This is a genomic window from Shewanella sp. SM73 (genome assembly GCF_025653795.1).
Classification (GTDB): Bacteria; Pseudomonadota; Gammaproteobacteria; order Enterobacterales; family Shewanellaceae; genus Shewanella; species Shewanella oncorhynchi.
Genome location: NZ_JAKKRY010000029.1, coordinates 1 through 9,327, shown reverse-complemented (window position 1 = coordinate 9,327; position 9,327 = coordinate 1). Strand labels below are relative to the sequence as shown.

Sequence of the window (9,327 nt, the reverse complement as noted above, 5' to 3'; positions counted from 1 at the left end):
GCATCTTCACCATTACATGATCTGGCAACCGATTTGCCGCTGCCAACCGCCATATGTTCAGCAACGACGGTTAACCTTGCCGCTCTTCGTTTATCACCTAGCTCAGCATGATGAAAGTGATCGGCTGCCCATTGGCTCGGGTTAAAAATTGACATGGAAAATGGTGAAGTAAATGAATTTGCATGATCAGATCATCGGCAGTCAAGAGAGTTCCGTTTTTTTACTAATTATTTGTGTAGAAGAGACAGGGGTAGGGAAGCTATCACTTCCTTAGCGATGAACATCGATAATGATAATCTTATCCAACTTGCTAACGCTCTGTGATCCAACGGTCGGCTTTAGTGAACTGAAACTGTTGAATCCCTAAAGCGTCCACATAATGAGGGAATTTTGTTTTTCGTACCGCGTGGACACAGGCTGGCCGAACTCGGAAACGATGAAAAATATGCGTAAAAAAGCGGAGGGTAAAGCTCCGCTTTTATCATTATTAATTTCCAAAGCGTTGAGCGGTCTTTACTTATTTATTTACAACATCGAAAGTCATAGCTTGACCAAGACCGTCCACCATTAAGGCGCAATGAATGATTACATCTAGCGATCCTGATTTATGTTCTTTAAGAATCGGGATGAATTGACTTTTTACCTCAAGTTCAGCAAGTTTTCGTTTATGGTTTGTATCCCCAAGTACTAACATATTGCCTACAAATGTGGTTTCCACATCATCGAGCTTGTCCCATTTCTTAATCTTTGCAATGTCGTTACGAACTTTATCGGCTTTGTCTACGTCTGATTGGTAGCTTGGATCTTGCGGGTGGACGCTATAGGTTAATAAAAAACTAGGCATATTTGAGACCTTCAACGTTAGTTTTAGGGGGAATCCCTTGTGAGTAGATTGGGCTAATTAATAGATCTTCAAGTGCCATTAGCCACATTATTTGCTTTCCGTGAAAGGCAGCTCCAATGCTGTGTTAAGCTAATTAGGCAGTGAAAAAATCGTATTGTCTGCATATCCCCATTAAAAAGGAAAATACAGACAATGAGCTGCGCTGACGCACTAACCCCCGCACAAATAAATCGAGTTCTTAAAACCTGCCTGTTAATGCAACATAGTGAAGGTAAACGCTGTGCCGTAGCGCTGTCACATGCTGCGTTGCGCGTGACTGAGATCGCTTTGCTCAGAACCGAACATGTTCTGTTTGCCAACGGCAAAATCAAAGAAGAAATTCACCTACCAGCCAGCATTTGTAAGCTGTTGAAGCCAAGAACGGTTTGGCTTACAAACAAAACATCGAGGGAGATCATTCAGCAATGGATTGATCACCGCCTAGTTAAAAAGTGGGGCATATCTGGCCGCGCTGAGTTTCAAGGATTAATTCCAGAGTCACGGTTTCTGACCACAGAACAGAGTAATGATAATTGATGGACACCAAACAACTTCAAGAGTTTATGCGCCTGAATCGACCAATGGCATCGAATTTCCCTAAGAAGTTAGCTACCGGCCAAGTGATCAGTGAACTAAAAATTGACTGCAAATGTGGCTCTGAACTTAAAGATGAATTAGTACGGGGGAGCGTCAATATAGTTGAAAGCAGTTTAATTTATCGGGGCATTGGTATATGTGATAACTGCATGAAAAATTTTATGTTTAAATGGGACTATCGCTATGGTCGATAATGAAATGCAGTTATCAATAAACGATTTTGGTGAGCAAACATTACGGACGCAATGATGAAAATAAATAGAGTCGCATTACTCATACTCGTATGTTCAAACTTTGTGGCTCTAGGTTGCGCACATGCACAATCCAACTATAATCGCGGTGATTACCCGCATTGGAGCGATTTTGATGGCAATGGTCGCAATACGCGGCAAGAGTTATTAACCATGCTTTCGACTATCCCCGTGTCATATAGCTCAAATGGGCGCACTGTGACGCATGGGCGCTGGATTTCGTCATAGACGGGAGATATATATGTTAATCCGAGAGATCTTGAGATTGACCATACTGTTGCGCTCGGATATGCACACGCTCGGGGGGCAAAATACTGGTCACGGGAACAACGTGAAATTTTTGCGAATGATCCTCGCAATCTACAAGCTGTAGAGGGCGCTCTGAATCGAAAAAAAGGAGTTGCTGGTATTACGGAGTGGCTACTTCCTAAAAATCAATGTCAGTACATTGCCCGTTTTCATTGGATAATGCTGACGTATAAATTAAGCTATTACGACAACGAGCGAGTCAAAGTTAATGAGTTAATTAGCAAGTGTTCGCAGTAAGCGTTTTACGTAGTAAAATATTTTATCGAGCAAAAGATACAGATGATGATATGCGTTTGAGTTATATAGGGGTTAATGGCAGTGCTTAAATTTATTTTATTATCAATTTATTTAGTTTCGACCTTGATAGCTGGGTATGTCAATGCTGAGGCATTGGGTGTAGAGAGTAAGGTGCTAGGTTGTCTGCTCGGATTCGCTTACGGAGGATTGGCATATTTCTTAGCAATCAAACCGGCTTGCGAGCTTATCTTTGTCGAAAATAAGGAACATGTATGAATAGCAATCCTCTGATCATCTTATCTGATTCATCATTAACTTTTAGTTACTGGATGGCAGGAATATTACTCATCTATCCAATCATGACGTTAATCGGAAGGTTATTTAGCAATAAAAAATGCCGTATAGCTTTTAATTTTACGGTATTAATAGCTTATTTAGTTGCCTTCATGCTTGCAAATCCTATAGTAACTGACGCTTTAATTTCTGCAATTGTTCTTCCTCTTATGTTTGTTGTTTGTTCAGTAGGTGTGATTATGCTTTCTCTGTATTTCAAAAAAAGATGAATCTAATAAGGTTCTATAAGTGCATTAAAGGTAGAGATAACAAAGACATGAAATATTCTAGATTAAGACTGAATGAAAGCAGCGAGTCCAAAGAAACTATTTATCAATTACTATACCTCGCCGCAATTACGTCCAGCGATTCCAATACTAACTATAAATTCAACATGTTCGTATCGTTCTGTAGGGCATATTTTACTAATTTGGGGCAGTTATATGTGCTGCAAGACGGGAACAAAACTATCGCATTCTGTTTTGTGTTTGAAAAATGGCATGGTCCTACAGGTGCGTATCATATTCACAGCTTGTCAGTATTCAAAAATATGAGAAGAAAGGGGTACGGACGTACTCTGCTTCAAATTGTGCTGTCAGATTTGAATGGAGAACCAGCCTTTTTAGAATGCCACAAATCGAATGCCGAATTTTTTGAGCGAAATGGTTTTCATATAAACCATGCTAAATCACTCCCTTATGACATGCATTTTATGTATACCAACAGTGATGGTTCGCATGACTCTTATAACGGTTTTGACATGAGTACAATTTCTGCGGCAACGGAACCTGAGTTAGATAAGCGGTTTGAGATCTTGGGTAAGAAATTTGGCGCAATTAAGTAACTGGCGATTAAGTGCGTAAACTAACGGAAATTCGGTATGAAAATATATTCGTCACTAAATAAGGACACAACCAATGTTCAGCTTCAACAAATTCATGTCAATTATATGCTTTATCCTCGGTTGGGTGGTTTGTATCTCACCTATGCTGGGTGTGCCTTATTCAACAAACCAAACAGTCGTTTTTTTACTGGGGCTGATCGGGTTTGCTCTTTTCCAGATCGTTGAAAATACAGCCCCAAAAAAGAAGTCTGATTTATAGGAAAAAACAGATGCTGATCTGGTGACATCAAGCTCGGTAATCTAACAACAAGTGATGGGCAGCTATTGCAAGAATTAGGTTCTGCACTGCGCCAGGTTGAGTCGAGTGATCGTTCTCCTGTGTTGAATAGTGCGGGAATTAAGCCAAGTAAAATGACTCGTTCAGAATTGGTGGATCTTGCTGACTCGATTATATACAGAGCGATTTGAAACGGAAACTCGGTATGAATGTGTGTGAAAATTGTGATGACAAGCCTCTGCAGCTTTCGTTTTTAGTCGCAGATACAGGGAAATGTTCTGTCTGTGGAAATACTGCTGAATGTTGGGATAAAGAACTTATTGGTATGTATCACGCGTTAGGGTTATCTGACGATCAAATTTGGGAAAGTTTACCTCGATTGCGAAATACTTTTGGAGAACTTTCTAAAACGCTTTCTCTGGCAGAAATCGGCCAAAAAATTGCCGATGTGTTAAATAGCGATAAGTCGTTAAGCGAACGCTATGAGCGTGTCTATAACGCTTTAGACTACATCTATGAGTCGGGTGAACTATCAAGCCGTCATGCTGTTGAAAAGGCAAAATGGGGTTTGGGAATGGCTGTAGATAACGAAGTTGAAGTCGCTGCTTTGACAGCTAGCTTCTCGGATAGATAGCTTAGTCGGAAATTCGGCATGAAAATTGTGATACGAAGCAGAGTAGGAATGAAGTTATGAAAAAAATTATAGAAGATTCACTTTTAATGTTGCTAGGCAGTAATGAGTACCATCAACTTTAAACATGGTCAGAGTTAGCAAGTGCCGCAGATTTTGAATGCCAATGTGCTCAAGACAGGTTGCGTCAGTTGGCAAAGGTAGAATCAGCGGCCTGTGACGCCAGTCAAGAAAACCATCTAAAGAGTAGTTTGTAATTAATGTCCAAAATGTGGAGATTAGCCATTATGTCCGAGATAGAAAAAGACAAAATCAACAACCAGTTTAACGGTGTAATGATTTGCATCATTGGAGCAATGGTCATTATTTCTTGCCTTTTTGCCAAAACAGTTTGGCAAGTAGCCCTTGGCGTAGTGGTAGGTCTCCCTATCGCAGTTTGCGGTATCTGGCTGGTACAGACCAATAAAGTGTATTGGTCTGTGAGCGATGGGTTTACCCCCAAAGAGCATGGGTCTGTTTATAGTAGATGCTCCAGTAAGCAACGGAATTTTCAATAAATGTTTGTTATGACTGTATCAGCTCTATTTGTGGCGTATGTAACCATGAGTTTATGGGTTATTTGGTTTGAGAATAAACAGCCATTATTCATGTCGTTCGTTGTTTTTAAGTTTATCTGTAGTGTCGGCAAAAAAGCATTAATCGATGATCTTTCCCATGAAATGGATGGGCTAAACAAAATGCAATTTAACCATCACGGTTATCGAAAATGGTTCGCTGAAGTAAAAAGTAGAGGTGACGTTACACGTTTGGAATTTTTCGCCTTTAATCGGCAACGACTAAATGAGATAGATGCCGAATTAGAACGTCGCGGCCTGAAATAGAGAGTGTAGGAACAGTAACTTATCCGCAACGGAAACTCGCATGAAACTCATAGGTAGCTTAACTAAGGTCCTCAATACTCATTGGGTTAACGCATGGTATGCAATAGCTTGTGATATGGAAGCCAATAAACACTACGGCGATGCCAATTCGTTGATATTTCATATAAAACTGTTTGCAAAAACCTTTTTTAAAAATAGCTAAGAAGTACGGAAACAAAAGAGCAAGGTGAACTGCCGAAATTAACTTTTGAAACACTCCATTAGCTTTTATGTGAGTAGAATAAGTTTCATACTGAGTATTAAAGATTCATACTTAAATGGCAGCGATCAGAGTACACTGCCATTTCTAAAACGTTTATGTCCAAAAGTTACTTAGAATTGTCGTCGTGGTGTACTCCATTTCTGGGGACAATGGGGGTTGTTTTGGTGAGATTGCTCTCTGTACAAAGAAATGAGGCTGACGTTCCAGCCTCTTTTAACTATCCACACTGTAATTGTATATTTAGCTCTTAACGCTTGGTTTAAGTCACATTCCCTTTCGCCTGAAGATATTGAATTAAAGGCGCATAAACGCCGGCATCAGCTTGGCGTAAGCTCGCAATGTACTCACCCCGCTCTTGGCTTTGTTTATCCAAATCTGTATTGGACCAAACTAAAGGCTTTTGTTTGAGTAGTACCATTCGTATGTAGTCCGTCATCACGCGCGAGTGACGTCCGTTGCCGTTAGGAAAAGGGTGAATTTTAACTAACCTGTGCTGTATCCGAGCCGAGAGTTCTAGGCTGTCATAGTGTTCAAACTCAATCCAGCATTTGATGTCTTCCAGTAAGTTGTGTAAATCTGGCCGGATATTCAGCGGATCGACACCAATGTTCAACTCTCGGTGACGGTAGCTGCCGGCCCATTCCCACACATCACCAAGCAAACGTTGATGCAACTCTTCCACAAACGCCATAGAAAGAATGTCATCCATGCTGGTTTTAGGCGTCGTGGCTAACCAACTCAACCCTTGTAGTATGTTGGCATTTTCAAGCTCATTAAGCTCTTCGCGAGTCGTGATGTGATCAAATTTCAGCCCGGCAACATCATCGGCATTTAGTTGGGTTGCGCCCTCTGGTTCAACAAACAGACTCATTGGTATTTCTCCTGCAAACTGACTTTCCACAAATCTCGGGTGCTGCCCGTTATAATCTCATTGGCTAATTGAACCAGCGCTTGCTGTTGTTGCTCTGAGGTTAACTGCTGTGCTTCTAAAAACATCGATTGGTGGCTCATGCCCAAACGCTGCTTGGCCAACTCCATAGCGCGCGCTTCTATCATGTCATCAATCGACTGACGTGGAATAATCGCATAAACCAGTTCGGCATCGAGCCCGCTCGCCAGTTGTTTTAGTTGTTTGAGTGAGATGGTTTCATCGGCTTCTTTACGCTCCAATATGGAGACTTGATTACGAGAGAGATTAAGACGTTCACCTAATTGCGCGCCCGACATCCCCAAGGCCTCACGGATACTGCGCACCCAACCATTTTTCGGCGGTTTAGGCACAGATAAACCGAGTAAAGCGCTGATTTTTGCTTTGACTTGCTTGAGTGCAACGGCATAGACACCGGATTTTTTCATAATTTTGTATCTCTAATTAAATACACTACAACGACAATAGTATCTAATTTTGCATACATTATAAAGATTCTTGTATCTAATTTTTAATACACATCAAAGGAAAATGTATCGATTATGAAATACGCTACTTATTTGGCTATCTGTTTACTGGACAATGGTCGTGTCAAATTCATCTTGGAAGAGCAAACGTCTTCGGCAGCGCTAGAATGGGAAGTGAACGGTTTAGGTTGATTTAGAATGGGGGTTGTTTTGGGAAGTACACAATCCAGACTTCTGCTCTGAATGATTTCTGTCCAGAAACGTGTTTGAATGGGGCCATCAATCTGTGGATGCTCAAGACAACCAGTATGATACTTTATTACTCAGTTGTAGCGTGACTCAGATTTTGTAGTAGGAATTAGTATGAATCTTTATTTCTGGGTGAGTATCATTTAGAACGGTACGATCAGGGTTACTTGGCTGTTTAGTATGAGACTTATTCCTCTCCCACAGCTTTGCTGTGGGTTTAGGCTTCTTAATCCGCTATGAGGTTAACAAACCATGTAAGCCAAAGATTGGTTAGGCACTAATGGAAAAATATTAAAATGAGCCAAATCGAGTCATGATGGATAGTAAAAATTCTGTCTGAGTTCGAGAACATGGCTCTACTCCTGCATTTGGGCGCATGTGATAAAACTCACCTTTAAAGTAGATAAAAGCTTGTTTAGTGTGATTCGCCCGTACTTGATTGTTTGAATTGGTTGAAATATAGATATCATAGATATCATTTGAATATACCAGCTTGATAGCGGCATTCATGGGGTTTGTGTTCATTATTCTAATTCCTTCCTGGCACTTCAAATATTTTACTGATAAACAAAAACTAATGACATCGTTTCAGCGTCGATTTGAGACAGCAAAATAAATTTGGCTAAATTTGCCCAACGCGCCAAAAATGTAAAGTTAGCTTTAAATTCTAAAATCACTCACTTGAATTCTCGTTCTCAATCAGCGCTTGCTTCCAATATTCTGGTTCAGCATATCGAGCAACCAATGCATCGATATCTATTTTTGAGGTTGATGGACTAAACTCAAAATTGCCATACATATTGATGTGCTGCCATGCAACGGGCGAAATACTGTGAAGCTGAGCCAGTGCATTTTGATCTCCTACTGTTTGCTTCTGTTCATAGACACGAGATAGCAGCGCTGTGTTGTAGTAAATGACCGCGTTGGTGATGAGCCGAGAGCATTCATTCCATATTTGCTGCTCCTCTTCTGTTTTTACTCTGAATTTTCCACCGTTAACAAATGCAACTGCTCGTCTAAGACGATGATAGGCTTCGCCACGATTTAATGCTTTTTGTACACATTGACGTAAGCCAACATCGTCGACAAAGTCGAGAATGTATAGCGTTCGGCATATGTTTTCCAACTCCCATAATGCTTTCTTGGTCTGATTCTGACGCGAATAGCTCGAGAGTTTGCGAACAATCGTGGCTTGAGTAACATCTTTTTGAGCTAGCGATGCCATGATCCGTTGAATATTGGGCCATTCACGTTCAATCAATTCATCGTTGGTTTTTCGGGCAGGCTTTATTAGCCAGTCACCACACTCATTGGGATGTTGTGAGCCGACTAACGTATCCATTTTCTTATGCAAATCACGATAACGAGGTGCAAAATGATATCCAAATGCATGCAAAATCCAAAAATTAACCTGATTGGTGCCATGGGTGTCAGTGGAATGCCGTTCTGGCTTTATATCAGAGGTATTGTTATGCAATAAATCGAAAACGTAATGGCTTTCATGTTCGTGAGTCCCAATAATCTTTGCATTTATAGGAACATGATTTGCAACCAACGTGTAGGCGCTGACACCTTTCTGTAAACCAAAATACTTGGGAGAATATCGAGCGTTAAGGGTGTTAATTTGCGTTTCTATCCGCTGACCATCGCTACTTGAATGAAGTGTGTCCTGAATATCATAGAGATGAAATGCGGGTAGCTGGCTGGTCGCATTACTAATCGCATCATTAGCCGCTCGTAATGTCTCCAAGCGTAGATAATTTCTTGATGTCCCCGCCATTGATGCTGAGCTAAGGCCTGAAACCTCAGCCATTTTTGCTAACCCCATGTTTGTTCCCATCGCAACAATACAGGCGAAAATTTCACGGGGATCAGCTTCATGCTTTACATAACGATCTAATACATGGGTAAATGCATTTAAAAATCCAGTATTACCCGCAACAAACCACAGTAGATCCGCAATACCAATTCCTGGTAACTGGCTGTAAAAATCGCTATTAACGGATTCATCACTGCTCGGATAAAGCAGCTTCCAACGACGCTTTTCGGCAGCCCCAATTACTTTAATATGTTTGTTGACCCCATCAGAAATATGTTGGTTAATCGCACTATAACGTGCTGCTAGCATAGTATGAAATACAGCCAGAGTATCTTGGATAGGGGCCAATAAAATGGGTG

At 40.9% G+C, this 9,327-nt stretch carries 14 protein-coding genes; 8 read left to right on the top strand and 6 right to left on the bottom strand.

Features of this window, described 5'->3' with window-relative positions; translation table 11 throughout:
• Together L5M51_RS22880 and L5M51_RS22570 are read right to left on the bottom strand one after the other, a co-directional pair.
• A partial coding sequence (locus L5M51_RS22880; RefSeq protein WP_411569244.1) for a transposase DNA-binding-containing protein occupies positions 1 to 155 on the bottom strand: 155 nt, incomplete at its 3' end.
• Between the two features lie 362 nt (positions 156 to 517).
• Positions 518 to 844, bottom strand: a complete 327-nt coding sequence (locus L5M51_RS22570; protein WP_263174787.1) for a hypothetical protein — start codon at positions 842 to 844, stop codon at positions 518 to 520.
• Between the two features lie 192 nt (positions 845 to 1,036).
• On the opposite strand from L5M51_RS22570, the gene L5M51_RS22565 reads away from it, so the two are divergent.
• The 8 genes from L5M51_RS22565 (at position 1,037) to L5M51_RS22535 (ending at position 5,243) form a co-directional block, all read left to right on the top strand.
• Positions 1,037 to 1,420: a hypothetical protein gene (locus L5M51_RS22565; RefSeq protein ID WP_263174784.1), complete on the top strand. Its 384-nt coding sequence runs from the start codon at positions 1,037 to 1,039 to the stop codon at positions 1,418 to 1,420.
• Positions 1,420 to 1,674: a hypothetical protein gene (locus L5M51_RS22560; protein ID WP_263174782.1), complete on the top strand. Its 255-nt coding sequence runs from the start codon at positions 1,420 to 1,422 to the stop codon at positions 1,672 to 1,674. Before L5M51_RS22565 ends, L5M51_RS22560 begins: the two co-directional genes overlap by 1 nt.
• A gap of 294 nt (positions 1,675 to 1,968) precedes the next feature.
• A complete protein-coding gene (locus L5M51_RS22875) occupies positions 1,969 to 2,277 on the top strand; it encodes a DUF1524 domain-containing protein (protein ID WP_411568918.1) in 309 nt (102 codons plus the stop codon).
• Between the two features lie 272 nt (positions 2,278 to 2,549).
• Complete coding sequence (locus L5M51_RS22555) at positions 2,550 to 2,840, top strand: hypothetical protein (RefSeq protein ID WP_263174778.1); 291 nt, start codon at positions 2,550 to 2,552, stop codon at positions 2,838 to 2,840.
• Between the two features lie 47 nt (positions 2,841 to 2,887).
• Positions 2,888 to 3,454, top strand: a complete 567-nt coding sequence (locus L5M51_RS22550) for a GNAT family N-acetyltransferase (RefSeq protein ID WP_263174775.1) — start codon at positions 2,888 to 2,890, stop codon at positions 3,452 to 3,454.
• A gap of 482 nt (positions 3,455 to 3,936) precedes the next feature.
• Complete coding sequence (locus L5M51_RS22545; RefSeq protein ID WP_263174772.1) at positions 3,937 to 4,365, top strand: hypothetical protein; 429 nt, start codon at positions 3,937 to 3,939, stop codon at positions 4,363 to 4,365.
• 284 nt (positions 4,366 to 4,649) lie between these two features.
• Positions 4,650 to 4,919 carry a hypothetical protein gene (locus L5M51_RS22540; RefSeq protein ID WP_263174769.1) on the top strand — a complete coding sequence of 90 codons (270 nt, stop codon included), beginning with the start codon at positions 4,650 to 4,652 and terminating at the stop codon, positions 4,917 to 4,919.
• On the top strand, positions 4,920 to 5,243 hold the full coding sequence (locus tag L5M51_RS22535; protein ID WP_263174766.1) for a hypothetical protein: 324 nt from the start codon (positions 4,920 to 4,922) through the stop codon (positions 5,241 to 5,243).
• Positions 5,244 to 5,764: 521 nt separating this feature from the next.
• Here L5M51_RS22535 and L5M51_RS22530 read toward each other — a convergent pair.
• The 4 genes from L5M51_RS22530 to L5M51_RS22515 all read right to left on the bottom strand — a co-directional run.
• Positions 5,765 to 6,376 (bottom strand): mobile mystery protein B, encoded by a 612-nt coding sequence (locus L5M51_RS22530; protein ID WP_263174763.1) that lies wholly within the window; start codon positions 6,374 to 6,376, stop codon positions 5,765 to 5,767.
• Complete coding sequence (locus L5M51_RS22525; protein WP_263174761.1) at positions 6,373 to 6,861, bottom strand: mobile mystery protein A; 489 nt, start codon at positions 6,859 to 6,861, stop codon at positions 6,373 to 6,375. The genes L5M51_RS22530 and L5M51_RS22525 overlap by 4 nt, the downstream gene beginning before the upstream one ends.
• A 579-nt stretch (positions 6,862 to 7,440) precedes the next feature.
• Positions 7,441 to 7,674, bottom strand: a complete 234-nt coding sequence (locus L5M51_RS22520; RefSeq protein ID WP_263174760.1) for a hypothetical protein — start codon at positions 7,672 to 7,674, stop codon at positions 7,441 to 7,443.
• Between the two features lie 148 nt (positions 7,675 to 7,822).
• On the bottom strand, positions 7,823 to 9,327 hold a 1,505-nt coding region (locus L5M51_RS22515), incomplete at its 5' end, for a transposase (protein WP_263174759.1).